Origin of the sequence: Rhizobium sp. S96 (assembly GCF_030382195.1) — a bacterium.
Classification (GTDB): domain Bacteria; phylum Pseudomonadota; class Alphaproteobacteria; order Rhizobiales; family Rhizobiaceae; genus Rhizobium.
The window spans coordinates 97,109-123,879 of the sequence record NZ_JAUDRY010000006.1 but is presented as its reverse complement, the minus strand read 5'-3'; the positions used below and the strand labels follow the sequence as shown (position 1 = coordinate 123,879).

At 60.5% G+C, this 26,771-nt stretch carries 22 protein-coding genes; 18 read left to right on the top strand and 4 right to left on the bottom strand.

The genetic code is table 11. The annotated features are described in order from the left end of the window. Nucleotides 1-32 precede the first annotated feature (32 nt). The 7 genes from QTL94_RS08245 (at nt 33) to QTL94_RS08215 (ending at nt 7,294) form a co-directional block, all read left to right on the top strand. Nucleotides 33-1,082: a 3-carboxy-cis,cis-muconate cycloisomerase gene (locus QTL94_RS08245; RefSeq protein ID WP_289801207.1), complete on the top strand. Its 1,050-nt coding sequence runs from the start codon at nt 33-35 to the stop codon at nt 1,080-1,082. 126 nt (nt 1,083-1,208) lie between these two features. Beyond that, entirely contained in the window at nt 1,209-2,381 is a 1,173-nt protein-coding gene (locus QTL94_RS08240) for an ABC transporter substrate-binding protein (RefSeq protein WP_289801206.1), read from the top strand. Nucleotides 2,382-2,792: 411 nt separating this feature from the next. Next, nucleotides 2,793-3,656, top strand: a complete 864-nt coding sequence (locus QTL94_RS08235) for a branched-chain amino acid ABC transporter permease (protein ID WP_289801205.1) — start codon at nt 2,793-2,795, stop codon at nt 3,654-3,656. 1 nt (nt 3,657) lies between these two features. After that, the gene (locus QTL94_RS08230) at nt 3,658-4,668 is read left to right on the top strand and encodes a branched-chain amino acid ABC transporter permease (protein WP_289801204.1); all 1,011 of its coding nucleotides are present in this window, start codon (nt 3,658-3,660) and stop codon (nt 4,666-4,668) included. After that, complete coding sequence (locus QTL94_RS08225; protein ID WP_289801203.1) at nt 4,665-5,429, top strand: ABC transporter ATP-binding protein; 765 nt, start codon at nt 4,665-4,667, stop codon at nt 5,427-5,429. The genes QTL94_RS08230 and QTL94_RS08225 overlap by 4 nt, the downstream gene beginning before the upstream one ends. After that, entirely contained in the window at nt 5,410-6,126 is a 717-nt protein-coding gene (locus tag QTL94_RS08220; RefSeq protein WP_065692774.1) for an ABC transporter ATP-binding protein, read from the top strand. The genes QTL94_RS08225 and QTL94_RS08220 overlap by 20 nt, the downstream gene beginning before the upstream one ends. A 337-nt stretch (nt 6,127-6,463) precedes the next feature. Next, nucleotides 6,464-7,294 (top strand): MBL fold metallo-hydrolase, encoded by an 831-nt coding sequence (locus tag QTL94_RS08215; RefSeq protein ID WP_289801202.1) that lies wholly within the window; start codon nt 6,464-6,466, stop codon nt 7,292-7,294. On the opposite strand, the gene QTL94_RS08210 is transcribed toward QTL94_RS08215, so the two are convergent. Together QTL94_RS08210 and QTL94_RS08205 are read right to left on the bottom strand one after the other, a co-directional pair. Then, nucleotides 7,291-8,043 (bottom strand): polysaccharide deacetylase family protein, encoded by a 753-nt coding sequence (locus tag QTL94_RS08210; protein ID WP_289801201.1) that lies wholly within the window; start codon nt 8,041-8,043, stop codon nt 7,291-7,293. The genes QTL94_RS08215 and QTL94_RS08210 overlap by 4 nt on opposite strands. Further along, nucleotides 8,040-9,128, bottom strand: a complete 1,089-nt coding sequence (locus QTL94_RS08205) for a glycosyltransferase family 4 protein (protein ID WP_289801200.1) — start codon at nt 9,126-9,128, stop codon at nt 8,040-8,042. The genes QTL94_RS08210 and QTL94_RS08205 overlap by 4 nt, the downstream gene beginning before the upstream one ends. A 192-nt stretch (nt 9,129-9,320) precedes the next feature. On the opposite strand from QTL94_RS08205, the gene QTL94_RS08200 reads away from it, so the two are divergent. Further along, nucleotides 9,321-11,039: an adenylate/guanylate cyclase domain-containing protein gene (locus tag QTL94_RS08200; protein WP_289801199.1), complete on the top strand. Its 1,719-nt coding sequence runs from the start codon at nt 9,321-9,323 to the stop codon at nt 11,037-11,039. Then, on the top strand, nt 11,039-11,917 hold the full coding sequence (locus QTL94_RS08195) for an FkbM family methyltransferase (RefSeq protein WP_289801198.1): 879 nt from the start codon (nt 11,039-11,041) through the stop codon (nt 11,915-11,917). The genes QTL94_RS08200 and QTL94_RS08195 overlap by 1 nt, the downstream gene beginning before the upstream one ends. Here the strand turns inward: QTL94_RS08195 and QTL94_RS08190 are convergent, their stop codons facing one another. Then, nucleotides 11,918-12,397, bottom strand: coding sequence for a class I SAM-dependent methyltransferase (locus tag QTL94_RS08190; RefSeq protein ID WP_289801197.1), 480 nt, complete (start codon nt 12,395-12,397; stop codon nt 11,918-11,920). It lies immediately after the preceding gene. A gap of 125 nt (nt 12,398-12,522) precedes the next feature. Between QTL94_RS08190 and QTL94_RS08185 the strand changes: the two genes are divergently transcribed. Then, the gene (locus tag QTL94_RS08185; RefSeq protein ID WP_289801196.1) at nt 12,523-13,698 is read left to right on the top strand and encodes a DUF3095 domain-containing protein; all 1,176 of its coding nucleotides are present in this window, start codon (nt 12,523-12,525) and stop codon (nt 13,696-13,698) included. Here the strand turns inward: QTL94_RS08185 and QTL94_RS08180 are convergent. Further along, nucleotides 13,688-15,022, bottom strand: a complete 1,335-nt coding sequence (locus QTL94_RS08180; RefSeq protein WP_289801195.1) for a nucleotide sugar dehydrogenase — start codon at nt 15,020-15,022, stop codon at nt 13,688-13,690. The genes QTL94_RS08185 and QTL94_RS08180 overlap by 11 nt on opposite strands. 424 nt (nt 15,023-15,446) lie before the next feature. Here QTL94_RS08180 and QTL94_RS08175 point away from each other — a divergent pair, with 424 nt between their 5' ends. The 8 genes from QTL94_RS08175 to QTL94_RS08140 all read left to right on the top strand — a co-directional run bounded on the left by QTL94_RS08175 (nt 15,447) and on the right by QTL94_RS08140 (nt 26,604). Beyond that, the gene (locus tag QTL94_RS08175) at nt 15,447-16,787 is read left to right on the top strand and encodes an adenylate/guanylate cyclase domain-containing protein (protein ID WP_289801194.1); all 1,341 of its coding nucleotides are present in this window, start codon (nt 15,447-15,449) and stop codon (nt 16,785-16,787) included. Between the two features lie 156 nt (nt 16,788-16,943). Beyond that, nucleotides 16,944-18,836, top strand: coding sequence for an ABC transporter ATP-binding protein (locus QTL94_RS08170; protein ID WP_289801193.1), 1,893 nt, complete (start codon nt 16,944-16,946; stop codon nt 18,834-18,836). Then, nucleotides 18,830-20,746 carry an ABC transporter substrate-binding protein gene (locus tag QTL94_RS08165; protein ID WP_289801192.1) on the top strand — a complete coding sequence of 639 codons (1,917 nt, stop codon included), beginning with the start codon at nt 18,830-18,832 and terminating at the stop codon, nt 20,744-20,746. The genes QTL94_RS08170 and QTL94_RS08165 overlap by 7 nt, the downstream gene beginning before the upstream one ends. A gap of 3 nt (nt 20,747-20,749) precedes the next feature. Further along, a complete protein-coding gene (locus QTL94_RS08160) occupies nt 20,750-21,748 on the top strand; it encodes an ABC transporter permease (protein WP_065692786.1) in 999 nt (332 codons plus the stop codon). Then, nucleotides 21,748-22,920, top strand: a complete 1,173-nt coding sequence (locus tag QTL94_RS08155) for an ABC transporter permease (RefSeq protein WP_065692787.1) — start codon at nt 21,748-21,750, stop codon at nt 22,918-22,920. Before QTL94_RS08160 ends, QTL94_RS08155 begins: the two co-directional genes overlap by 1 nt. 86 nt (nt 22,921-23,006) lie before the next feature. Next, nucleotides 23,007-24,215 carry a glycosyltransferase family protein gene (locus QTL94_RS08150; RefSeq protein ID WP_289801191.1) on the top strand — a complete coding sequence of 403 codons (1,209 nt, stop codon included), beginning with the start codon at nt 23,007-23,009 and terminating at the stop codon, nt 24,213-24,215. A gap of 11 nt (nt 24,216-24,226) precedes the next feature. Further along, nucleotides 24,227-25,474, top strand: coding sequence for a glycosyltransferase family 4 protein (locus QTL94_RS08145; RefSeq protein ID WP_289801190.1), 1,248 nt, complete (start codon nt 24,227-24,229; stop codon nt 25,472-25,474). Beyond that, nucleotides 25,471-26,604: a glycosyltransferase family protein gene (locus tag QTL94_RS08140; protein WP_289801189.1), complete on the top strand. Its 1,134-nt coding sequence runs from the start codon at nt 25,471-25,473 to the stop codon at nt 26,602-26,604. Before QTL94_RS08145 ends, QTL94_RS08140 begins: the two co-directional genes overlap by 4 nt. Nucleotides 26,605-26,771: the final 167 nt, after the last annotated feature.

Here is a 26,771-nt window from a genome sequence, read left to right as displayed (position 1 = left end):
CGGCCCGCAATGGGGAGATGGAACTGGATTGCATGACGACATCGGCCTTCGACCACCCCTTCCTGTCCGGCCTGCTCGGGGATAGCGAGGTCGGCGCGTATTTCTCTGTGGAGGCTGACGTCCGTGCGATGCTGGCGTTTGAGGCCGCGCTTGCCAAGGTCGAAGCGACCCAAGGTGTGATCTCCGCCGACGCTGCTGGGCGCATCAGTGCCGTCTGCAGCGAATTTGCTCCCGATATCCTCTCGCTCAGAACTGCAACGGCTCGTGACGGCGTTGTCGTTGCCGACCTCGTCAGGCAGTTGCGGGACGCCGTCGGCGGCGACTTTGCAAAGTCGGTTCACGTCGGCGCGACCAGCCAGGACGTTATCGACACCAGCCTGATGCTGCGACTGAAGGCCGTGGCGCTTGTCTTTTCGACGCGTCTGTCGGCGGTCGTCGACCTTTTCGATCAGCTCGATCACTCGTTCGGCGGTGACGCGCTGATGGGGCGCACACGCATGCAAGCCGCCATTCCGATCACCGTTTCCGATCGTCTGCGTGCCTGGAGTTCGCCTCTGCAGGCCTATATCGACAGGCTGAGGGAACAGCGCTTTCCGCTGCAGTTCGGTGGCGCGGCTGGGACACTGGAAAAGCTGGGAGACAAGGCGGCCGAGGTCCGCGCCGGTCTCGCGCAGGAACTCGATCTTGCCGACGAGCAGCAGTGGCAGAGCCAGCGCGCGCCTGTTGCCGATTTCGCCAACCTGTTGTCGCTGATATCGGGAAGCCTCGGCAAATTCGGACAGGATATTGCACTGCTCGCACAGGCCGGGGAGGAGATCGAGCTTGCCGGCGGCGGTGGCTCCTCGGCCATGGCGCACAAGCAAAATCCCGTGGCTGCGGAAGCCCTGGTGGCACTTGCCCGCTTCAACGCGACGCAGCTTGCCGGCATCCATCAGTCGCTGGTGCATGAGCAGGAGCGCTCCGGCGCGGCATGGACGCTGGAATGGCTCATTCTGCCGCAAATGGTTATGGCAGCGGCCGCCTCGCTCCGCCTCGCACAGGAACTCGCAGCCAACATCCGGCGTATTGGCCGGAAACAATAACCAAAGCGATATGTATGTGGGCTGTTATTTCATTTTACATTACCGTTTTGGATAAGACATTATCCTGATGGTTCTAGCTGCGTGCTAACCTTGGTGTAGGAGTGCGCCATGTCTCTGGGAGGAATTATGAAACGGACTGTTCTCGCCGCCGTTGCGGCTGTTGTCATGAGCACGGCAGCCTATGCCGACACGATCAAGGTCGGGGTCGTCGGGCCATTCTCCGGTCCGTTCGCGCTGCAGGGCAAGAATTTCAAGGCCGGCATCGATGCCTATATGGCGCTTAACGGCGACAAGGTCGGTGACAACACGGTCGAGGTTATCTATCGCGATCTTCCTGCCGCCGACCCGGCGCAGTCGAAGGCCTTGGCGCAGGAACTGGTCGTCAAGGAAAAGGTGCAGTATCTCGCCGGCTTCTATTTCACGCCGGATGCGATGGCGGTGACGCCAATCCTCAAGCAGGCGAACACGCCGCTCGTGATCATGAATGCAGCGACATCCGCCATCGTGACGAAGAGCCCGCTGGTCGTGCGCACGTCGTTCACGACATGGCAGACATCGACGCCGATCGCCAAGGTCGCGCATGACGCCGGCGTTGCTAAGGTCATCTCCGTCGTCAGTGACTACGGCCCGGGTGTTGACGCTGAAAACGCATTCAAGGCCGGCTTCGAAAAGGAAGGCGGACAGATCGTCGAAGCGATCCGCATGCCGCTTTCGACCAATGATTTCAGCCCGATCATGCAGCGCATCAAGGATTCCGGCGCACAGGGCGTTTTCGCCTTCCTGCCGTCCGGCCCGACGACCCTCGGCTTCGTCAAGGCCTACAACGAGAATGGCCTGAAGGCTGCCGGCATCAAGTTCTTCGGCCCCGGTGACTTTACCCAGGAGCCGGACCTTCCGGCACTCGGTGACGCGGCGCTGGGTATCCAGACGACGTTTCACTACTCAGTGTCGCACGACTCGCCGGAGAACAAGGCATTCGTCGAGGCTGCATCCAAGGCCATCGGCAACAAGGCCGAGCTGTCCTTCCCTGCGGTCGGCGCCTATGACGGCATGCATGTCATCTACAAGATGATCGAAGCGACCGGCGGCAAGCAGGACGCGGCAAAGGCAGTCGATGCCGTCAAGGGTCTCTCCTGGACCAGCCCGCGTGGCCCCGTCTCGATCGACCCGGAAACACGCCACATCACGCAGAACATCTATCTGCGCCAAGTCGCGAAGGCCGATGACGGAACGTACTACAACAAGGAAGTCCAGACCTTCGAAAAGCAGGGCGATCCGGGTCTGGCAGCTGCCAAGTAGTCAAAGCGTGGCCACTCCTTGCTCCGTGCCGACTGGCGCCCGGAGCAAGGATAGCCAGAGCACGCCTTTCGGCGAGAGGTCGGACGCGGCGGCTTGGCGAATGCCGGTAGCGGTCACCTTAGGAAAGGCCCCGCGAACCGCATCCCAATGATCGCAAGAGGCTCGCAGCAAACTTGAATGATATGATCTCCAAATGACGCGGCAGCCGGGCTTTGTCCATACGACAGCATAACCGCCGGGTTGCGTCGCAAATGCAGGGATCGACGACGATGAGATACATCAATCCAATGGCGCTGGAGTTTGGCCCACGCTCCTCTTTCGGGCGGGGAGAGCCGGCGAGTATCCATCCGGTGCTTCTGGTTGAAGCACCAAACAACGCCCGAACTGAGAAACGGTAAGCGGAATCCAGTCATGCAAACAATATTCAGCATAGCAGTCGATGCGCTTGCCTACGGCATGGTGCTGTTCGTGATCTCCATCGGCCTGTCGATTACGATGGGATTGATGCGGGTGGTCAACCTCGCCCATGGCGCCTTCGCGATGATCGGCGGCTACATTGCGTCCTATGCGGTTCGTGATCTTGGGCTGGGCTATGGTCTTGGTGTCCTTGCCGCCGTCATCGGCACAGTCATCATTGCCGTGCCGATCGAACGCGTCCTTTACCGGAGGATCTACGGTGCGCCGGAGTTGACGCAGGTGCTGATGACCATCGGCATTACCTTCTGCATCATCGGGATCGCCAACTACGTCTTCGGTCCGACCTTGAAGACCATTCCCCTCCCGACAGGTCTGCAGGGGTCCGCGGATCTTGGTTTCAGGACCATCCCGGTGCATCGCCTCTTTGCCATTCTCTGCGGGCTGGCTGTGGCGGGCGGGCTCTGGTACGCGATCGAGCGCACCAGTTTCGGCGTGAAGCTGCGCGCCTCTGTCGACAACGCTGCAATGGCAGCGGCGCTGGGTGTGCGCACCCAGATCATTTACGCGCTGAGCTTCGCGGTCGCCGTCGGACTTGCCGCTTTCGGCGGTGTCGTCGGCGCGGAGTTGCTGCCGGTCGAGCCCTACTACGCCCTGCGCTACATGGTCACCTTCCTTGTCGTCGTCTCGGTTGGCGGGGCGGGCTCTATCCCGGGCGCACTGATTGCCTGTCTTGTGCTTGGCGGTATCGACACGACAGGGCGTTACCTGATGCCGGAATTCGGCGAGTTCTTCTTCTACCTCGCGGTCATCGCCATCATCTGCGTTTTCCCACGCGGTCTCGCAGGAAGGACGAAATAGGATGTCTCACGTCTTGAACACCGACCTTGTCAAATCCGGTGCTGTACGGCCATCGCGGACCTTCGGTCGCGATATTGCCGGCGTTGCCGCCATTCTTCTGGTTGCCGTCGTCGGTTATCTCCTGTTTCCCGACAATCTGGCGCTCCTCACCCGCATCATCGCCGTTGCGCTGTTCGTGCTCTCGCTCGATCTCGTGACGGGTTATTGCGGCGTGGCGACGCTCGGCCATGCCGCGCTGTTCGGTTCCGGCGCCTATGCCGCCGGTATCGTCTCGGCTCACTATGGCATCAACGATCCGTTGCTGATGACGCTTGCAGGTATCGCCGGCGGTGCCGTCGCCGGGCTGATCAGCGGTGCCATCATTCTGCGCGGCCACGGCCTGCCGCAGCTTGTCCTTTCGATCGCGTTGATCAATCTTTTCCACGAGTTCGCCAACAAGGCGTCGAGCTGGACGGGTGGCAGCGACGGCCTTTCGGGAATTTCCTCCGATCCGATTTTCGGCATGTTCGAGTTCGACCTCTACGGCCACACCGCCTATGTCTTCGGTGTCCTATTGCTTGTGGTCGTTTTCGTTGCCCTGCGCTTTCTCGTTCGCTCGCCGTTCGGCATGCTGTGTCGCGGCATCAAGGAAGACCCCGTCCGTATCAAGGCGCTCGGAGCATCGCCGAAAGCCGCCCTGATCAAGATGTATGTCATTTCAGGTGCGGTCGCCGGCATTGGTGGTGCGCTCAACGCGATCACCACGCAGGTGGTTGGACTGGACAGCCTCTCCTTCACCATGTCCGCGGAATCGCTGGTCATGCTCGTGCTCGGGGGCACCGGTTCCCTGTTCGGCGCGCTGTCGGGCACGGTCGTCTTCATGCTCTTCGAAGACTATGTATCGGCGGCCAATCCTTTCCATTGGCTGACCATGGTCGGCGCCTTGCTGATTGTCGTCGTCCTCTTCGCGCCGAAGGGCCTTTACGGCACGGTGGTCGATCTCTTGAACCGCAGGAAGGGTGCAGGCAAATGAGCGCCGTCTTCGAAGTCATCAATCTCAGGAAGAACTTTGGCGGCCTCGCGGTGACCAACGATGTGTCGCTTTCCATGGCGCCTGGCGATCGGGTCGCCCTGATCGGTCCGAACGGGGCCGGCAAGACAACCTTCGTCAACCTCGTGACCGGCAATCTTGCGCCCGATTCCGGCGATGTCCGGCTGGGCGGCGAGACCGTCACGAAGATCGGCGCGAACGGCCGTGTGAAGCGCGGGCTGGTCCGGTCCTTCCAGGTCACGCGGCTGTTCCATGACATGACGCCGGCCGAGCATGTCGGGCTCGCCATCCTTCAGCGCAAAGGCCGCACCGGCCGTATGTACGGCAATTTCCTCGCCATGCCCGATGTCATGGCCGAGGTATCAGGACTGCTTGGAACGCTGGGCCTCGGCGAACTCATGCATCGCAAGGTCAACGAGATCGCCTACGGCCAGCAGCGTCTTCTCGAAATCGCCGTCGCAATGGCCCTGAAGCCCAAGGTGCTGCTGCTCGACGAACCGGCCGCCGGCGTGCCGCAGAGCGACACGGGGCGTATCGAAAAGGCGCTTGCGGACCTGCCCTCCGATCTGGCGGTGCTGATGATCGAGCACGACATGGATCTTGTTTTCCGCTTCGCCACGCGCGTCGTGGTGCTGGCGGCAGGCACCATCATCTTCGACGGTTTGCCCGCCGATGTCACAAAGGACGCCCGCGTGCGCGAGGCCTATCTCGGGAGCTATGCCAATGCCAGCCACGCCGCTTGAAGTCGAAAATCTTTGCGCGGGATACGGCCCCACGCGGGTTCTCGAAGGCGTTTCGTTTTCCGTCCCTGCCGGTGCCCGGCTTGCCGTTCTCGGACGCAACGGCATGGGCAAGACGACGCTGCTTGCAACCCTTGCCGGACAGACCAAGCGCTACGACGGGACTATTCGCCTCGGGAGCGCGGACGTGTCGTCGATGCCAAGCGCATCGCGGGCGCATCAGGGACTGGGCTATGTTCCGCAGGCGCGCTGCATCTTTCCGACGCTGACCGTCGAGGAAAACCTGTTCGTGGGCCTGAAGGGTCGGCCCAAGAGCGCTCTCGAGGAAGCCTATTCGATGTTTCCGCGCCTGAAGGAACGCCGTCGCAATCTCGGCGGCCAGCTTTCCGGTGGCGAGCAGCAGATGTTGTCGACGGCGCGTACTATTCTGGGGCGCCCGACGGTCCTCTTGCTCGACGAGCCTCTGGAAGGGCTCGCGCCTGTCATTTGCGAGGAGCTGATGAGCGCCTTCGCCGAGCTGGCAAAGACCGGCGACATGACGATCCTGCTGGTCGAGCAGCGCATTCAAAGCGCGCTGGATTTTGCCGACCACGTCATCGTTCTCGAGCGTGGACGTCTTGCCTGGAGCGGGACGCCGAAGGCGCTCTCGGATGACCACGATGCCGTCGAGCGCTTGCTTGGCGTCGGCGGCCTACACTGAGGCGATCGCGCGGCAATGCAGCCGCGCGTCTGCCATCTGATACTTTCGGCGAATTTCGACGCAATTGTATTCTCGAGCGAGAATGACCATGTATTGGGGACGAAATACGGGATTTGTCGCTCCCGTTTCGTCGTGACCGCAGCCTCTTTACGGAATTCCAACCATAACCGGTTGCTTTCTGGACCAAAAACCGGTTGCTTAGGAAAATCTACGGTTTCTCCTGATAGCCGGTGGATGAGGTACCAAGGATACATGCGGCCCATGGAATACCACGCTTCGCTTCTGGCTCAAACAGTGATTGCGACAACGCGGTACGGTCGGCCATTTTGAAAACGCTATGAGTAAAGATCTCTTTCAAGTAAAATTCTGGGGCGTTCGCGGCAGCATTCCGGTTTCCGGCCCTGAATTCGATCGCTATGGCGGCAACACCTCCTGCATCGAGATTCGCTGCGGCGAGCATCGCATGATCTTCGACGCCGGTTCCGGTGTGCGCGAAGCAGGGCTCGCCATGCTCAATGACGAGGTGAAGGACGTCGACCTGTTCTTCAGCCACTGCCATTACGATCACATCATCGGCCTGCCCTTCTTCAAGGCGATCTACTATCCTTCGATCGATCTGCGCATTTGGTCCGGCCACCTCGACGGCAAGATGAGCACGCGCGAGATGATCGAGCAGTTCATCAGCCCGCCGTGGTTCCCGGTGAAGACCGACATCTGCCAGGCGACGATGAGCTTCCGTGATTTTCATGCTGGCCAGACGCTGGAGCCGCACCCCGGCATCAAGATCAAGACCTATATGCTCAATCATCCGGGCGGGGCGATCGGCTACCGCATCGAATACAAGGGGCGGTCTGTTTCCCTGATCTATGACATCGAGCATATCCCCGGAACCTACGATCCGGTGGCGCTGGAGATGATGAGGGACGCGGATCTCGCCGTCTACGATTGTACGTATAACGAAGACGAGATGCAGCGCTTCAAGGGCTTCGGCCACTCGACCTGGCAGCACGGTATCGAACTCGCCAAAATGGCCGGCACAAAGCAGTTTGCGCTGTTCCACCATGCGCCCTCGCGCACGGATGCGCAGCTGGAGGGGATGGAAAAGGACGCGCAGGCGGCCTTTGCGCAGTCCTTTGCTGCGCGCGATAACCAGGTGATCGAACTCTAGGCCGCCAGCAGCTGCCGCGATGTCTTCCATTGGACTGCCGGATGCCCGGCGGTTTCGCTGGCAAGCTGCTCCAGGAAATCCCAGGCGATGCCATCGTGGACCAGATGATGCGTGAGAATGCCGATCGGTTCGGCGTTGCCGTCAAAACGGTCGCGTAGTTCCGCAACGAGCGCCGCGATGAGATCGGCATGCGGTAAGCCGCCCCGTGTGCCATGCCAGTTCATGATATCGACGTGGGTGTTGAGCAGCGGCATCGGACCGCCGGGCTTCGCCCTACCGTAAACGGACAGGCTTTCGAAGCCGAGCGCCGGAAGCTGCGGGATCAGGGGTCGGCTGATCCTGTTCCATGGCGGCACCAGCATCGAGAAGAACTTGTTCTCGTAACGCCGCCGCAGCTTGTCGAGGCCCTCACCCAGTTCGCCGAGCACGGCTTCAGCCGCCCTGTGATTGCCGAGTTCCTGCTTTTTCTCGTCCAGTCCGGCATGGTTGGTGTGGGACCAGCCGTGCGGTGCGACCAGCACATGGCTCTCATCCGCCAGCCTTTCTGCCAGCGCCGCGCCGGTGGGCGCGGGTATGACAGCAAGCGTGACCGGAATCGCGGCCCGCCCTGTCAATGCCAACAGCCTATCCAGTGCCTCTGTGGGCTCTGTGGCGTCGTCATCGCGAAGCCATAGCCGGGCGACGCGGTCTGCCGCCTGCCAGCGGTCGAGCTCGTGCCTCAGCGGGCTCCATATCCGATCGTCCGTCATGCCGTTGCTCCTGCATATGCGCGTAAGATGCTGTCCAATGTCGCGGCCGCCCTTGTCAAGGATCGCTGCTCCAGCACGAAGTTGCGCGCCTGCTGCCCCATCTCCGACCTCTTGAGCGGATCGTCGAGCAATGTAGCGATCGCGGCGGCATAAGCTCCGATATCGCCGTCCGGCGTCAGATAGCCGGTCGCGCCGTTCTGGACGACTTCGGGGACGCCTGCCGTGTGTTGCGCCACCACAGGCCGCCCGGCGGCCTGGGCCTCCAGATAGGCTAGGCCATAGGCCTCACCGCACCCCGGCCAGACATAGATGCCCGAAGCAACAAGCTCGGCCACAATCTTATCGGCGGAACGCTCCCCGAGCCACTCGACGCGCTCCGGTGCGAAGCCAGTAAACAGCTGTTCCACCTCGGCGCGCATCGGACCGTCGCCTGCAATGGCCAATGTCCAGGGTCGGTGTTCGATCAGCCGCAGGGAGTCTGCCAGCATGGCATAGCTTTTCATCTTGTCGCCGGCGCGCATCATGGCGACTGTGATCAAACGGGTGGGAATCGGTCTCGTGACGGCCGCCTCAAATGGGGTCGTATCGATGAAGGGAGCAAGCGTTGCGACGCGCGCCCGTGGGATCGCCTTTTCCAGCCCGGATCGATCGCGTTGGGTGAAGGCGATATTGACCGCCGCCCCTTCCACCTGCTCGGCGACAAGCCGCTGGAACGGCGCCCAGTCGGTGCCGTCGCGCTTCGGCGAATAGGAGGCCTCAGCCGTTATCCAGGGAATGCCGAATTCGGCGCAGATCGCCGGCCCGAAGGGATCCGCGGATTTATAGTAGGGATGGTAGCAGAACCAAAGCTGCGGCCTGTCGATGTCGGCCCATTTTGCCCGCAGTCGCGTCAGCTCTTTGCGTGCCTGGCCGCGCAGTTGGTGCGCGGCCTCCGGCGATGGCGCGAAATTGCGAAACTCGGAGACAACCTCGACGGAGTGGCCGGCCAATGTCAGCGCGCGGATGAGCAACCGAGCCATCAATCTGTCGCCTGATGGCACAGGATGCTTCGGCGACTTCAGCGGAGCGTAAAACGCTATTCGCACCACATTGCTCCCGCTGAAACGGTCTGTTCACATCCCACGAGGGCGCCTGCCGGAAAAAACTCTGCTATTATGCACTTCCTTACAAGCTGCTGACGAATATGTGAAATGCTGTTGCCACGACAACGCGGCAATTCCACCTCAAGTGCGTCATCTCTATTGTATTTGTGATTTGGGTTTCAAGAACGGGATTGAATGGCGACCCTCGCAGTCAGCAGCATTTTTTCGGAGCGCTCGATCAGGCGAGCCCGGCTCGGCTCGGGTCTGGTGATGTTCGTCTTCGCCACGTTGCATTTTTCCAACCATGCATTGGGACTGATCTCCGTTGACGCGGCCGACGATGGTCGGCGGCTGTTTATGGCCTTGTGGCGAAACCCGCTCGGCACGTTGCTGCTCTATGGGGCCATATTCACACATATCGGTCTGGTGCTCCGCTCGATCTATGTCCGTCGAAGTCTGGTCATGCCAAAGACCGAGATGGCCCAGATCGTGCTGGGCCTTGCGATACCGCTGCTGTTGATCGATCATGTGATCGGGACCCGCATCGCGCATTCCCTCTTTCACTTCCGCGATGACTACGAGGCAATCGTTCGCCTTCTCTGGATTACGGCGCCGGCAAATGCGGTCCGACAGATCACGGCACTTGTGGTGATCTGGATCCACGGCTGTATTGGCTTGCATTTCTGGCTGCGATACCGCGTCTGGTATGCGCAGATCGCAGCACCCCTGCTGGCGGTCGCGATCCTTGTTCCGGTCCTCGCCATTCTTGGCTTTATCGAAATGGGACGCACGATCGCCGAGCCGGCCTATGAAGGTACCGTCGACAGGCGGCGCTACGAAGAAAACATCAACGCGCGCTACTACTCCGACCCCGAGGCACAGCGGCAGATCGCCATGATCCGCGCCGGATTGTACGGGTCGTTTTCAGGGGCGCTGCTGATTGTCGTTGCCGCGCGAACCCGGCGCCGATGGAAGGAACGGGTCGATCAGATCACGGTCCACTATCAAAGCGGAGAGTCGATCCAGGTCCCGCGCGGGTTCACAGTGCTTGAGGCCAGTCGCCTCGGCGGCGTCCCTCATTATTCGGTGTGTGGAGGAAAGGGGCAGTGCTCGACCTGTCGCGTGCAGGTTCTCAGCAACTACGAGAACCTGCCACCGCCCGACAAGCTGGAGCAGTCGACGCTGAAGCGCATTAATGCCGCCGCCGATGTGCGTCTTGCCTGTCAGCTCCACCCTGTCGAGGACATCACGGTGGTTCCGCTGCTCGTTCCGGCCACAGAGACGTCTCTTCCCGCCAACAGTCAGGAGACCAGTCCGGGGCGCGAACGCGAAATAGCCGTCCTGTTCTGTGATATCCGCAATTTTACGACGCTGACGGAGACCCGGCTACCCTTCGATATCGTCTTCCTGCTGAACCGGTATTTCGCATTGGTCGGCAATGCGGTGGAACAGGCCGGCGGCCGTATCGACAAGTTCATCGGCGACGGCGCCATGGCCTTGTTCGGGATCGGCAATTCGCCGGAGGAAGCGTGCCGGCAGGCGTTGGCGGCAGCCGCGTCGATTGCCCGCGACATCGAGAAGCTGAGCGCTGAACTGTCGGACGAACTCTCCATTCCGCTTAGGATCGCAATCGGCATTCATACCGGTCCCGCTGTTGTCGGCACGCTGGGTTATGGTCGCGTTCGCAGCACGACGGCCATTGGCGACACCGTCAACGTGGCGAGCCGGCTTGAAACGGCCGCGAAGGAATTCGACGTTGCGCTTGTGATATCCGAACCTGTCGCGCTACGCGCCGGGGCTGATGTAACCGGTGTCGAAAGTCGTGAAATCAGCGTGCGCGGTCGGGCCTTGCCCTTGAAAGTCTATGTGGTTTCGAGAGACAAGACGCTGGAACTGTTCACAGGGAAGAACTGATGCCCGGCTCCAGCTGGCTTGCCGCCAAATACTGGCAGAAACGCCTTCGCAAGATGCGAAACGCCGTTGCAAGCCGCCTCTTCGACACCAGAACCGGTCGTCGCCTGCTCATCGAAAATGTCGGCCCGCGCGTCGTTTCCATGACGGTGGATGCCGGCGACCATCTGATGACGTTTTCGCCGGGCGACTACATTGGCCGCAAGGTCTTCCGCAAGGGGCATTTCGAACGGGATCATGTCGATCGCCTGCTGAAGGTTCTGGAAGCGCGAGGCTTGATGCGCAAGGCATCCACGCTCCTCGAGATTGGCGGCAACATCGGGACCCAGACGGTGTATTTCGCGCTCGCCAGGGCCTATGCTCATATCGTAAGCATGGAGCCCGATCCTCGCAATTTTCCTCTCTTGCAGACGAACATACGCCAGAACCGCCTTGAAGAGGGCGTCACGCTGGTCAACTGCGCGGCCGGCGAGACCGCGGGCGAGATCGATTTCTTCCTGAATGCGAACAATCACGGCAAGAGCAGCGCATTTCGCCAGAGCAAAACCGACGTGAAAATCAGCGTGCCGGTGAAGCCGGTCACGCAGGTCCTGACGGAACTTGCCATCGATCCAGCCGATATCGGCCTCGTGTGGATGGATATCGAAGGCTACGAGCCGCTTGCCTGCCGTTCGATGCTGCCTTTGATGTCTCGCCGCGTGCCGCTCTACATGGAGTTCACGCCGCTTTTTTACGGGCCGGCGCAGACGGCTGCTTTCATAAGCGATCTCGCAGCATTCTACGATAATTGCCTGGTTTTCTTCGAAGATCACGAGCAGGAAATGAAGGTCATCGATCTGCCGGGTGGCATCGATCAATATGACGTCCTGCTTCTTCCCTGATCACCTCTTCCGGTAAAGGTAGTACCGGCCTTCCTTGATGCCGGGCGGCAGCGGCAAGGGTTCGAGATCCGGCCGGTCGATCGGCAGGCCGCTGACGGCGATCCCGTTCGTGGCCAGAACGCCCGCCATCAGTTGCGGCAGCCAGGTCAACGTGATGGCGTCGATATCGTCATGGCCGGTGCCGATGTCAGCATGTGCGAGCGAGGCGCCGATCCCGAGATAGGCCTGGCCGGTCTCGCGAATGTCGCCCGTGACCATATCCGCCTGTGGCGGCGTCGACGCGGAATAAGAGCGGACCTCGCGATCGAAGGCGATGATGCGTCGATCGGACAGATGCTCACGCAGATGATCGTAGGTCCGGCCGTTGCCGAGGCCGAATTCGAGGACGGGTCCCTCGGTTTCTCTCACTAGGTCGAAGATCGAATTGAGAATATCGCGCTGAGCCGTCAGGCGGCGAATGAAGCTGTCGAGGCGGCTCATTTATGTCCTTGTCCGTTCTCTTGTTTTCGACGTTGGTGCTATCACACCAAACCTTGGAAAGTCGATTGCCGTAAATGCAAAATGCCCTTGCGGCGGCAACATGGGTCTGTGCTAGGCTTCTTCATATGAACGATATTTCGAACGACAGATTCTTTGCCGGCGTGCCGGTGTTCACTGATTTCGAGGGTGTTGCGGACACCGGCAACTATCGTCCGCTGCCCGAGCGCTGGATCCTCGCGCTCGCCGACATCGTCGGATCGACGCAGGCGATCATGGACGGGCGCTACAAGGACGTGAACATGGCCGGCGCCAGTGTCATCTCCGCCGTGCTGAACGCGGTCGGCAAGGAAGACTACCCCTTTGTCTTTGGTGGCGATGGCGCATTGGTCGCGCTGCCGAGTTCGTTGGAGGCGACAGCCCGCCAGGCGCTCGCAGCGGCGCAGCGGTGGGTGGAAGAAGATCTGGGGCTGACGTTGCGGATCGCCGTCGTGCCGCTCGGGGAAATCAGGAACGAGGGTCTCGACGTGCGCGTCGCACGCTATGCGGCCAGCCCGTTTGTTACCTACGCAATGTTTGCCGGCGGCGGGACGAGTTGGGCCGAGCGCCAGATGAAGCTTGGACGCTATGGCGTGGAACCCGCACCCGCCGGAACGCGCCCTGACCTCAGCGGCCTTTCCTGCCGGTGGGATCCCATTCAGGCGCAGAACGGCGAGATCGTGTCGATCATCGCGGTGCCTGGCAAGGGAGGCTCCGGCGCCGAGTTCCGCGACCTCGTCGGACAGATCGTCGCGATCTCGGCAGAGCAGAATCGCGGCGCTCACCCTGTTCCCGTCGATGGACCGGCGCTTGGCTTTTCGCTTCATGGCATCAATCGCGAGGCGCGGGCAACCGCCAAGGACGGGCGGCGCTGGAGGCAGCGGTTTTCCATCATGCTGCAGATCGCGTTGACGGTCGCGCTTCACACGCTGGGGATCAAGCTTGGTAACTTCGATGCCCGGCGATACCGGCGGGACGTTTCGGAGAATTCGGACTTTCGCAAGTTCGACGACGGCTTGAAGATGACCATCGATGTCGACCGCGATCATCTCACGCGGATCCAGGCGCTGCTTCAAGAGGCGCAGGACAAGGGGATCGCTCGCTACGGTCTCCATCGTCAAAGCTCGGCGCTGATGACGTGCTTCGTCCCAACGCCGCTATCGCGCGATCACATGCACTTCATCGACGGCGCCAGCGGCGGTTACGCCGTCGCCGCCAGCCAGATCACGGGCAAGCAATTGTCGGGCGTGGAGGTCACGCCTTGACGATGTGATCGCCTTGAAGGCCCTGCCGCGCGAAGACGTTGCGGGTATCGATGATAAGAGGCGCGTTCATGGCGAGTGCGCCGTAGTCGATCCCATCGTGGTCGGTGGCGATAAGCACGGCGTCGTAGCCGGCGAGGTTATCAAGGCTGATGGACTTGCGGCCTTTCAAAGCCTGGTACTCGCGGGTTGGCGGGATCTCCGCGACGTGGGGATCATGGTAATCCGCCTTGCCGCCGCGCTCTTCGATCAGCTCGATCAGCCGGAGCGAAGGGCTTTCGCGAATGTCGGCGACGTTCTTCTTGTAGGCAAGGCCGAGAACGAGCACCCGCGAACGGCTGAGCGCCTTGCCGGCGCGGATGTCGAGCGCCTCGGCAAGCTTCCCGACCACGTAGCGCGGCATGGCGGAGTTGATCTCGCCGGCGAGTTCGATGAAGCGGGTGGGCAGTTCGTATTCGCGCGATTTCCAGGTCAGGTAGAACGGGTCGATCGGGATGCAGTGTCCGCCGAGGCCGGGTCCCGGATAGAACGGCATGTAGCCGAACGGCTTTGTCTTGGCGGCATCGATCACTTCCCAGACGTCGATGCCCATCGCCGCATAGACGGTCTTCAGCTCATTGACGAGCGCGATATTGACTGAGCGAAAGATGTTTTCGGTGAGCTTCACGGCCTCGGCCGTGGCATTCGAAGACACCGGAACGACGGTCTTGACCGCCGCGCCGTAGAAGCTCGTCATCAACGTGAGGGCCTCGGCACCGTCACCGGCGACGACCTTGGGGATGGTTGCTGTGTGAAAATGCTGATTGCCGGGGTCTTCCCGTTCCGGCGAAAAGCCGACGAAGAAGTCCTTGCCTGATCTGAGGCCGGTCTTCTCGAGAATGACTTTGACGATGTCGTCGGTCGTGCCTGGATAGGTGGTCGATTCCAGTACAATAAGCTGGCCGGCGCGCAGATGTGCGGCAATGGCGTGCGACGTCGCCTCTACGAAAGAGAGGTCGGGGTCGCGATGCTTTGTAAGCGGCGTCGGAACGCAGATGACAATGACGTCGCAGTCCTTCAGCGCGGCAAAGTCCGTGGTGGCAGAAAAACGCCCGACGTTGATTTGGGTGGCAAGATCAGCGCTGGTCACGGCGTCGATGTAAGAACGGCGCGCTTCGATGGAGACGATTTTCCCCGGATCGATGTCGAAACCTGTCACCGGGAAGCCGCTGCGGGCAATGGCCATGGCGAGCGGCAGGCCGACATAGCCGAGGCCGATAATGCCGGCGCGCGCGCTGCGGGCCTCGATCTTGGAGAGAAGTGCGTCGAAGGTAGGGGAGCTGGCCAAGGCAGGGTCTCATCTGGATTCCGGAAGATCGGTTTACGGTCTAATGGAAGTTCTGCGCGAATGAAACCCGCAAGAGATTGTGTGGGCGATCACAGCTTCGAGCCGCCTCTCCCGGCGTTGCGTGGTGTGGCGAAAATGGCTCGGATGCCTAAAGAGATGCCATCCGGAGGCCAGAAAATATGCAAGAGCCATTGTCTGGCGTTCGTGCCATGCCTATTTACGTTGGATAACAAACCACCAGAAAGGACTCCTATCCAGCCCGGAATATCAAGGGTTTGACAGGTGCCGCTGCCTCCCCCGGCAGATTGTTGACACAATAATACCGCTCGTCCATCCTGATTGTCCGCCTTGCGCATGACCATGCTGCATGACGGCCTGTCGACTCTTTGAGGGGGTGGCGTGCCTTATGAGGATATTACCGAGAATGGGCGCGATCGACCTCCGTGTTTCATCGATTTTGCTGGATCGGGTTGCTGAATGGCTGACGAATTCTTCGCTGGCCGGCGACGACCTTGAAAGTATCGTTCGCGGTTTCTGCGAACGCATAGCCGCCGCCGGTCTGCCGATCGCGCGGGTGCATCTCACCTTTTCTATGCTGCATCCGCTCTACGATGCGCTCAGCTTCACCTGGCGACGGGCAAGCGGGGTGACGATCGAAGGATACCGGCATGCGGCGGGACAGAAGCCGGACCGGTTCCTGCAGAGCCCCTACTATTATCTGCTGGACAACAATCTCCAGCACATCCGCCGCCGCATTCCGGCCGATGGTCCCGCGGAATTTCCGGTGTTTCAGGATTTGCGCGAGGAGAAGATCACCGACTACCTCGCCTTCGTGCAGCCGTTCGGCGACGGTTCCGTGCAGGGGATGATGGGATCCTGGTCGACCGACAGCAATGCCGGCTTCTCCGACGACATGATCGATGCGTTACTGCGCATGCAGAACCATCTGGCTGTTGCCGCGAAGATGGCCGTCCTCGGCAAGCTCGCAAACAACATGCTGACAACCTATCTCGGTGGCGATGCCGGAAAGCGCGTTCTCAACGGCCAGATCCGTCGTGGCGATGGTGAGACGATCCGCGCGGCACTTGTGATGGGAGACATGCGACAGTCGACCATGTACGCCGAGAAGGAGGGTCGGCAGACCTATATCGACACGCTGAACCAGTTCTTCGATGCCATCGCTGCGCCCTTCAACCGCAATGGTGGCGAGATCCTGAGCTTCATCGGCGATGGTTTTCTGGCCGTCTACCCGTGCGGGCGCCACAAGGACCCCTCTTCCATCGCCTGTCAGGCCGCGCTGTCGGCCGTGCATGTCGCGCAGACACACGTGGCGGAGCTCAACAGGGAACGGCAGGACAAGGGGCTCAGCAAGATCTCCTACGGTATCGGCCTGCATGTCGGCAATGTGATGTTCGGGAATGTCGGCCTGAAGGACCGCCTGACATTTTCGGCATTCGGGTCTGCGGTTAATGAAGTCCAGCGGTTGCAGTCGCTGACGAAGAAATATTCCCGTGAGGTTGTGGCAAGCCAGGCATTTGCGGGCTATTGCGGCGGCGAGTGGACGACCCTTGGCGAGGAAAAGCTGCGCGGTGTGCGCCAGAAAGTGACGGTGCTGCAGCCGCGGGCGCCGACGCCTCTGGTGGCGCTCGAGGATGGCTTCGACGAGGTGGCGCCAAGCGGTCTTTCGGAGGCAGAGCAGGTTATTCTTCTCCATCGCGACGCTCGCAAACAGGCCAAGGCGCCGGTGGCGGAAAAGCTCATGTAGGCGGGACAAACCGCCATTAAAATGGCCCGCCTAGCCCCTTGCCGGGGCGAGGTGCAGCCTGGTTTTTTGCGTGTGTGTCATCAACTGGACACCCCGTTTGCGGTACGCTAGTGTGCCCTCAACGGGAACGAAGAAAAACTGGGGAATTTCATTGGTATGGCGCCCGCCTCCGATCTGTTGCGCATTGAAAATCTCGACATTTCCTTCTCGATTTTCGGCGACCGTCTGCGTGCCGTAAAGAACGCCAATCTGCGCATTCTGCCGGGCAAGGTGACGGCCCTCGTCGGGGAGTCCGGTTCGGGCAAGTCCGTTATCAGCCAGGGCATCATGGGGATCTTGCCGACGCCGGCACGGGCGGAGGGACGGATCCTGTTTACCGACCCCCTGGACGGCAAGACGACAGATCTTCTGCAGTTCTCCCGCGACAGCGCGGAAATGCGCGATCTGCGCGGGCGGCGCATGGCGACGATCTTCCAGGAGCCGATGACATCCTTGTCGCCCCTGCACACGGTCGGCAACCAGATCAGCGAAGCGCTTCTCATCCATACCGATGCCGACAAGAAGCAGGCGCGGGAAAAGACCGAGGAAATGCTGGGTCTCGTGGGCTTTCCCAATCCGAAGCGTACATTCGACATGTATCCCTTCGAGCTCTCGGGCGGCATGCGCCAGCGTGCGATGATCGCGATGGCGCTGATCTGCAACCCCGCGCTCCTGATTGCCGACGAGCCGACAACGGCTCTGGACGTAACGATCCAGGCGCAGATCCTCGAACTGCTGCGTGATCTGCAACACAAACTCGGAATGGCGATGTTGCTGATCACCCATGACCTGGGCGTCGTGGCGAATATGGCCGACGAGGTCGTGGTGATCTATCACGGCGAGATCCTGGAAGCGGGCCCGGTGGAATCGATCTTCCGTAACCCCCAGCACCCCTATCTCAAGGCCCTGATGGCCGCAGTGCCGCATTTCGATATGAGGGCGGGCGAGCGGCTGAAGGCGTTGCGTGATGTGCCCGTCAATCTGGAATCCCTGATCGGCAAGAAGAAGGTCGAGGTCGAAGGGCCGCCGGTGCTTTTGTCGGTCAAGAACCTGACCAAGACCTTCAAGAGCCGCAATCGCGGTCTGTTCGGTAACCGTGAAACGGTTGCGTTCCGGGCTGTCGATGATGTCAGCTTCGATATCCGTCGCGGGGAATGCCTCGGGTTGGTCGGGGAGTCCGGTTGCGGCAAGACGACGGTCAGCAAGATCCTGATGCGCGCAATCACGCCGGATAGCGGCTCGGTCGTGTTCAACGACGGCAAGGATGTGATCGACGTCCTGTCCGCGAGCGGCGACGAATTGCAGGAGCTGCGCACCAAGATCCAGATGGTGTTCCAGGATCCGGTGTCTTCGCTTTCCCCGCGCATGACGGTTCGCAACATTTTGAGCGAGCCTTTGGAAATTCACGATCGCGGCAACAGCGCGGATCGCAAGAAGAAGGTCGAGGCACTGATGGGAGCGATCGGCCTCGATCGTCGCCACCTGAACCGATATCCCCACAGTTTCTCGGGCGGCCAGCGCCAGCGCATCGGCATCGCACGCGCACTGGCATTGGGACCCAAGCTGATCATTCTGGATGAGCCGGTTTCCGCGCTCGATGTTTCGGTCCAGGCTCAGATCCTCAACCTTCTCAAGGATTTGCAGCAAGAACTTGGGCTGACCTATCTGTTCATCTCGCACAATCTGGCGGTTGTCGACTATATGGCCGATCGTATCGCCGTCATGTGCAAGGGACGCATCGTGGAGATTGCGCCGCGCGAGATCATTTTGCGCGATCCGGTGCATCCCTATACCAAGTCATTGCTGGCGGCCGTGCCGTTCCCGGATCTTGACCGACCGCTCGATTTCGAGGCGCTGCGAAAGAATGGCGCTGCCGACAAGCAGAACTGGGGCATAACCTTTACCGCCGAACACGACGACGCGTCGGAGCTCGACTATGCCGATCTCGGCAACGGTCATTTCGTCCGCGCCCGCAAGGGTGCGGATACCAAGGAGCTACGGGCATGGTAAGTCGGCGCACCTTTTTGGGCGGCCTTGTGGGTTCGGTACTGGCGCCATCGATCGCCGGGGCGAACGGCGATCGCGACCGCGATATAGAGCCCGAATTCCTGACCGATTGGCTGCGCGCCGGCCGTATCCCGGCCATGGTCGATCGCCTGCCGACGCATCCGCGCATCGTAAACATGAAGAACATGGGGCGCGAGCCCGGCGTCTATGGCGGCACCGTGCGCACGATCATCGGTAGCGCGAAAGACATTCGGTACATGACCGTTAACGGCTATTCGCGCCTGGTCGGCTACGATACCCGTCTGCAGCTCCAGCCTGACATCGTGATGGGGTTCACGTCGGAGAACGATACCGTCTTTACCTTCCATCTTCGCGAGGGGCATCGCTGGTCGGACGGCGCGCCATTTACGGCGGATGATTTCAGGTACTGGTGGGAAGACGTCATTCTCGACAAGGCGCTGACGCCAGGCGGCGGTGCGCTGGAGCTCAGGCCGCATGGCGACCTGCCGCGCTTCGAAATGCTCGATCCGCTGACTGTGCGCTACAGCTGGGATAAGCCCAATCCAAACTTCATGCCGGCGCTTGCGGGTCCCCTGCCGCTGGTGATCTATGGTCCGGGTCACTACCTCAAGCAGTTCCACAAGAAGTATCAGGATGATTTTCGCCTATCGGCCTTGATGAAGGAGAACCGGGTCAAGAAGTGGGCCGACCTGCACATCAAGATGTCGCGCGCTTCGCGCCCCGAAAATCCGGAGCTTCCGACGCTTGATCCATGGCTGAACACGACCGCCCCGCCGGCCGATCAGTTCGTGTTCGTTCGCAACCCGTTTTTCCACCGCATCGATGAGAACGGTCTCCAGCTTCCGTATGTCGATCGCTTCGTGCTCAATGTCAGTTCGTCGTCGATCATTGCAGCCAAGGCGGGAGCAGGTGAAACCGACCTCCAGTCCACCGGCGTCGACTTCAACGACTATACCTTCCTGAAGGATGCCGAAAAGCGGTTCCCGGTGAAGGTCAACCTGTGGAAACAGATCCGCGGTTCGCGCGTGGCCCTGCTGCCGAACCTCAATTGTGCGGACGAGGTGTGGCGCGATCTGTTCCGGGATGTCCGGTTCCGCCGCGGGCTTTCGCTCGCCGTCGATCGGCACGAGATCAACATGGTCGCCTTCTACGGTCTTGGAAAGGCGAGCGCCGATACCGTGCTGCCAGAGAGCCCGCTCTACAAATCCGAATACGCCGATGCTTTCATCAACCACGACCCGGATGAGGCGAACCGCCTATTCGACGAGCTGGGCTTGTCCAAGCGTGACAGCGATGGCATCCGTTTCCTGCCGGACGGGCGCCGTGCTGAAATCACGGTCGAAACTGCCGGCGAGAGCACGCTTGATACCGATGTGCTCGAGCTTGTACGCGACCATTGGCGCCAGGTTGGCCTCGCGCTTTATGTGAGGACCTCGCAACGTGACGTGTTCCGCAACCGGGCGATGGGCGGCACGATCATGATGTCCATCTGGTTCGGGATCGACAACGGCGTCGCGACGGCAGACATGGTGCCGAACCAGCTGGCGCCGACATTCGACGATCAGCTGCAATGGCCGCTCTGGGGCATGCACTACCTGTCGGCCGGCCAGGAAGGCGCGGCACCGGATCTGCCGGAGGCAAAGCAGCTGGTTGACCTGCTCAACCAATGGGGCCTGACCGCACGGTTCGAGGAACGCGAGGCGATCTGGCATCAGATGTTGTCGCTCTATACCCAGCAAGTGTTCTCGATCGGCCTGATCAACAGCACCCTGCAGCCGATATTGCACTCGGCAAAGCTTCAGAACGTGCCGGACCGCGCACTCTACGGCTTCGATCCGACCTGCTTCCTTGGCATCTACATGCCTGACACCTTCTGGTTCAAGGAGGCCTGATCCATGCTGAGATACATCCTGTGGCGCATTGCTGCGATGGTGCCGACGCTCTTCGTCATTTCAGCACTGGTTTTCACGATCATCGAGCTGCCGCCGGGCGACTTCTTCGAGAGCCAGATCGCCGAGCTGCGGGCGCAGGGCGAAAACGCCAACCTTCAGGAAATCGAAGAGCTGCGCAAACAGTACGGTTTCGATAAGCCTGCGGTCGTGCGCTACTTCTACTGGGTCGGCGGAATGCTTCACGGCGATTTCGGCTATTCCTTCGAATACCAGCTGCCGGTGTCTGATGTTGTCGGCGATCGCCTATGGCTCACGATCCTGGTTTCCTTCTCCACGATCCTGCTGACGTGGCTGATCGCGTTTCCGATCGGTATCTATTCCGCCACGCATCAATATAGCTGGGGCGACTATGGGCTGACCTTCGTCGGCCTGCTCGGCATCGCCATTCCCAATTTCATGCTGGCATTGATCCTGATGTATTTTGCAAACATCTGGTTCGGCATTTCAATTGGGCATCTGATGGATCAGAAGTTCCTGTCGGAACCAATGAGCTGGGAAAAGGCGCGCTCGATCCTGTCGCACCTGTGGATCCCGGTCATCATCGTCGGTGCCGCCGGCACGGCAGGCATGATCCGCCGATTGCGCGCGAACCTGCTTGACGAAATGCAGAAGCAATACGTGATGACCGCTCGCGCGAAAGGCCTGCATCCGCTGCGCGCCTTGATCAAATACCCATTGCGCATGGCGCTCAATTTTTTCGTGGCCGATATCGGATCGATCCTGCCCTCGATCATATCCGGTGCCGAGATCGTGGCGATCGTTCTGTCGTTGGAGACAACCGGACCCATGCTTATCAAGGCTCTCCAGAGCCAGGACATGTATCTCGCGGGCTCGTTCCTGATGTTCCTCGCTTTCTTGAATGTCATCGGCGTTCTCATTTCGGATATCGCACTCGGGTTTCTTGATCCGCGCATCCGTCTTCAAGGCAGGAGCACCAAATAATGTCGCCCTTGCCTCCGCCCGGTGCGCCTCTGCCGCACTACGTTTCCACCGCGCCCTTCGATCCTTTCGCAACGGAGACGGCGACCGCTGCTCAGTCGCGTATGCACCTCGCGTCGCAAAAGCGGCTGATGTGGTGGAAGTTCAAGCAACACCGGTTGGCGCTTGCCTCGGGCATCTTCCTGGTTGCGATCTACTTCATGATCATCATCGTGGAGTTTCTGGCGCCCTACGGGCTGCACACGCGAAATGTCGACTTCATCCATTCGCCGCCGCAGCGCGTACATCTGTTCCACGAGGGGAAGTTCGTCGGTCCGTTCGTCTATGGTCGCAGCATGTCGCTCGATCTGGATACGCTGCACCGCCTGTATACGGACAGGCCGAACGACGTGCAGCCGATCCGCTTCTTCTGCCGCGGCGACGGCTATAAATTCTGGGGGCTCATCAGCTCTGACCTGCATCTGGTGTGCCCGGCCGTTGGGGGGCAGATGTTCCTTCTGGGAACCGATCGGTTGGGGCGCGACGTGCTGTCGCGCATCATGTATGGCGCCCGCATTTCGCTGACCATCGGGTTGATCGGTATTGCGATCAGCTTTTGCCTCGGCATCGTGATCGGTGGTCTGGCCGGTTACTGGGGCGGGATTTTCGATCTGGTTGTTCAACGCCTGATCGAGGTGCTGCAGTCTTTGCCAAGCCTGCCACTCTGGATGGCGCTGGCTGCCGTCATGCCGGTGACTTGGAGCCCGATCGTCATCTATTTCGGTATTACTGTGATCCTCGGGATCATCGACTGGACGGGGCTTGCGCGAGCGGTGCGCTCGAAGCTGTTGGCCTTGCGAGAGGAGGACTACGTTCAGGCGGCGCAGCTTATGGGCGCCAGCACCGCCCGCGTGATCGGCCGGCATCTTGTTCCGGGCTTCATGTCGCATCTGATCGCATCAGCGACGATTTCAATCCCGGGCATGATTCTCGGGGAGACCGCACTCAGCTTCCTCGGGCTCGGTCTGCGCCCGCCGATCACCAGTTGGGGCATCCTGCTCACCGAGGCAAAGAGCGTGAGCGTCATTGCATTCTATCCATGGTTGCTTTTTCCTATTATACCGGTCGTTCTGGTGATTTTGGCGTTCAACTTTCTGGGAGACGGCTTGCGTGACGCGGCAGATCCCTACAAATAGCGCGCAGTCGGACGGAGCGCTGCTCTGCCGCAACGGCACGCGGAAACCGGCGGTGCTAGGTGTTTAATAGCCCAGAAGGAATGCCCATGGCACGGCGCCTGGAAGATGCCCGTATCCTCATGTACAGCCACGATACCTTCGGACTCGGGCACTTGCGCCGCTGTCGGGCGATCGCGCATGCGCTGGTGGAGGACTACAGGGGGCTCAGTATCCTGATTGTCTCCGGAGCCACGATCGCCGGCGCGTTCGACTATCGCGCCCGCGTGGACTTCGTGAAAATTCCGAGCGTGATCAAGCTTCGCAACGGCGAATATACGTCGATGGCAAGCCATATCGATCTTCAGGAGACCCTGAAGATGCGGGAATCGATCATTCGCCACACGGCGGAGACATTTCAGCCCGACGTTTTCATCGTCGACAAGGAGCCGATGGGCTTGAAGGGCGAAGTGGAAGACACGCTCGCCTATCTGAAGGCGCAAGGCGCGACGCTGGTGCTGGGGCTGCGCGAAATCATGGACGCTCCGCACCTTCTGGACGCCGAGTGGAAGAAGAACGGGATCATGCAGAAGATCGATCAGTATTACGATTCGATCTGGGTTTATGGCCCCCCGGATTTCTATGATCCACTGGTTGGCCTCGATGTGCCGGTCAGTGTTCGACGGAAGATGGATTTCGTCGGCTTCCTGCAGCGCAGCGTCTCCACCAGCAAGACGTCGATCAACGCGCGCAACGACAACTATATCCTGGTGACGACAGGCGGTGGTGGCGACGGCGCGGATCTCGTCGAAGACGTCATGAACGCCTACGAACATGATGCCAGCCTGCAGCAGAGAGCGCTGGTCGTGCTGGGGCCATACATGCCCGCCGCCGAGCGCGCCAAGCTCGTTCAAAAGGGCGCGAAGATTCCCTATGTCGAGGTCATCGAGTTCGACAACCACATGGAAGAACTGGTCGCCGGCGCCGTCGGCGTGGTCGCCATGGGTGGATACAACACCTATTGCGAGATCCTGTCCTTCGACAAGCCGGCGTTGATCGTTCCCCGCATCAAGCCGCGCGAGGAACAGTTGCTGCGCGCCCAGCGGGCGAGCGAACTGGGCCTGGTGGATGTTCTGTTGCCTGAGCAATCGGCCGATCCTGCTGTCATGGCTGCAGCATTGAAACGCCTGCCGCAGCGGCTGCCGCCCTCGCAGAGTGGCTGCACGCTGCAGCTCGACGGCCTGAACCACATCTCGCAGACCGTTGGACACTGGCTGGACAGCCGCGGCCGCCATCTCTCCATTGTCAGTGCCGAGTGAAAGTCACCCTGTTGCCGCTCCGCCGGAAGATACTTGTCGTCCTGAAGGGCTACCCACGCCTTTCGGAAACCTTCATCGCGCAGGAATTGCTTGGTCTCGAGAAGGCAGGCTTCGAACTGACCTTGATCTCGATGCGCCGCCCGACCGACAAGAAGCGCCATCCGGTTCACGACGAGATAAAGGCCAAGGTCGTCTACCTGCCTGAATATCTGCATGAGGAACCCATCCGGGTTCTGAAGGGCCTGTTTCACAGCTTCACACGACCGGGCGCCAAGACGCTCTGGAAGCGGTTCTTCAAGGACCTGCCTCGCGACATTTCCCGCAACCGCTTCCGGCGGCTGGGGCAGGCTTTCGTGCTGGCCCGCGAGTGGCCGGACAATGGCGGTTGGCTGCACGCGCATTTCATTCACACGCCCGCATCGGTCACCGAATATGCGAGCATTCTGACCGGCGTTCCCTGGACGTGTTCGGCCCACGCCAAGGACATCTGGACGTCGCCGGATTGGGATCTCGGCGAGAAGCTGAACAGCGCACGCTGGACCGTCACGTGCACGCGCAACGGCTATGATCACATGCGCACGCTGACGGCTCGCACCGATGCCGTCTATCTCAGCTATCATGGTCTTGATCTTGGCCGCTTCGGTTCTTTCCCAGGCCAGCGATCGCACAGGAACGGTCGTGATCCGGTCGATCCCGTTCTCATTCTCTCCGTCGGCCGGGCGGTCGAGAAGAAGGGCTACGATACGCTGCTTGAAGCACTGGCGCTTTTGCCGGCGGACTTGAACTGGCGTTTCGAGCATATCGGCGGAGGCGACGAACTGACGAAGCTGAAGGCGATGGCAGCGACGTTGGGCATCGCGGAGCGGATTACCTGGAAGGGTGCACTCGCACAGGAAGACGTGCTCGATCACTACCGCCGAGCCGATATTTTCGCGCTGGCCTGCCGGATTGCCGCAAACGGCGATCGCGATGGATTGCCCAACGTTCTGGTGGAAGCGTCGAGCCAGCGCCTGCCCTGCATCTCCACGTCGGTATCCGGTGTGCCGGAACTTCTCATTCATCGCGAAAACGGTCTGGTCGTTCCTCCCGAAAGCCCAGAGTCGTTGGCAAAGGCGCTTCATATGGCGATCGCCGACCCGGCACTGCGTCTCAAGCTGGGCGAGGCAGCCGAAAAGCGCGTGCGCGCACATTTCGATTACCACTCAAGCATCGATCAGCTCAGCAAGCTATTTGAGGAAGAATGGCGGAAGACCGCATGAGTGCACCGCGCATTTTCTTTTACGTTCAGCATCTGCTGGGCATCGGCCACATCGCGCGTGCGAGCCGTATCGCGAATGCGTTGGTGCGTAACGGCTTCGATGTAACCGTCGTAACCGGCGGATTGCCGGTTCCCGGCTTCCCGGGAGACGGGATCAAGACCGTGACCCTGCCGCCGGTTGTGGCCAGCAATGTCGGGTTTTCCGGTCTTGCCGACGAAAATGGCATTGCTGCCGACGCGGCATTTCTGGAGCGGCGGCGCGATCTCCTCCTTGCCGCTTTTGAGGAAGCCAAGCCGGATGTTGTCATCATAGAGGCATTTCCGTTTGGTCGTCGCCAGATGCGCTTCGAGCTTCTGCCGCTTCTCGATGCCATAGAAAAGGCAAGCCCTCGGCCAAAACTGCTGAGTTCCGTGCGCGACATCCTGCAGGAAAACAGAAAGCCCGGTCGCGATGCCGAAACGGTTGATCTTGTTCGCAATCATTTCGATACGGTGCTTGTGCACGGCGATCCGGCCTTCGTTCGGCTGGAAGATACATTCCCACTGACGTCGGAGATTGCCTCGAAAATCCGCTATACCGGCATCGTTGCGGCTGACCCGGCACCGGAACCAACCGAGCGTTTCGACATCATCGCATCGGCCGGCGGTGGGGCGGTCGGATCGGATCTTCTGCGTGCTGCAAACGCTGCGGCCGCCGATCTGCCGAAGGAGTTGCGGTGGCTGCTGATCAGCGGTCCCAATCTTCCCGAGGCGGATTTCGTTGCCCTTTCGCAGCAGGCGCCTGACAACGTGACGCTGGTGCGCTTCCGCAAGGACTTCCCGTCTCTACTGCGTGGTGCGCGCGTTTCGATTTCGCAGGCCGGCTACAACACGGTCGGAGACCTCTTGCAAACCGATTGCCGTGCGATCCTCATCCCGTTCGTGGCCGGGGGCGAAACCGAGCAGACCGTGCGGGCCGAGCGGCTCCAGATCTTGGGGCTGGCGGACGTTTTGCCGGAAAGCGGCCTGACGGCAAAGATGGTGGCCGAGGCGGTCGAGACTGCGCTTGCGCACCCCCGTAAAGTCTCGGTGCCCTTGGATCTTGATGGTGCAAACACAACAGCCCAGATCATTCGCGCAATGACCGGCTGAAACGCTCGCACTTTATCAAAGTCCTATGATATAAAAAGAATCCCAACGGGAATCGGCGCGATCAACGCACGTCGCTTCGCGTTGTTTTTGTTATTCTATCCGGTGGTCGACAGCATGATCTTGTTCTCGGCGTTCCTTCCCTGTTTCGCTACAGGATTGCGGCCCCC